Below are 760 nucleotides of genomic sequence, written 5' to 3' on the forward strand. Positions count from 1 at the left end.
TGGGTGCCAGCTTCATTCCGGCGATTGGGGAGAGCATGGGAGCGGCACGAAGTTCTCCAACCGGAGGAATAAAGCTGGAAGGGTGCTCTGCGGATGTGTTCATCAACAACCGTAATGCTGCCCATGCAACTCTGAGTCAAGGCGCGTGTGATAAACACCCAGCGCCGGTGCTAGTTGCGGAAGGTTCGTCCAACGTATTCATCAACAACGTGGCGGCTGCGCGCAAGGGTGACAAGCTGACCTGCGGGGCGAAGATTTCGAGTGGTTCGAACAACGTATTCATTGGTGGCGGAACAGAACGCTACCTCGATGTAGACGAGGAGATACCGGGCTGGCTACGCGTTACCGTCGATGTGTTGATGATCGTCGCTTCCATGGGGCGCGCGGTAGGTCCGATCTTCCGGCTCGGACTGACACAGGGGCTGAAAGCTGCCGGTCCGTGCGCATTGAAGTTTGGGGCAACAATTGCAGGTAGCTATCTGGCCGGTCGTTTCATAATCGGACCGGCCGTAGCGCGCGCGATCGGCGGCTTAAGCGGCAATCCGGTTGATCTTACAACGGGGCGCAAAGTGTTGTTCGAGTCGGGTGAAACCGACTTTGCGCTCCCTGGGCTAATGCCCATTGAATGGTCTCGTTTCTACGCAAGTGATTTGAACGTTGAAAGCGTGCTGGGTAGAGGGTGGGTGCTGCCGTGGGAACAAAGTCTGCGCAGAAGTGGCAGCTTCGTCTACCTCACTGATAACCAGGGGCGCAGTGTGCC

1 protein-coding gene is annotated in these 760 nt (G+C 57.2%); it reads left to right on the forward strand.

Annotated features, from left to right (window positions below):
• Window positions 1-760, forward strand: a 760-nt coding sequence (locus F8N96_RS34830; RefSeq protein ID WP_191635411.1) for a DUF6531 domain-containing protein, incomplete at both ends; no start/stop codon positions are given.

Source organism: Pseudomonas fluorescens, assembly GCF_902497855.1.
GTDB classification, from domain to species: Bacteria; Pseudomonadota; Gammaproteobacteria; order Pseudomonadales; family Pseudomonadaceae; genus Aquipseudomonas; species Aquipseudomonas fluorescens_BI.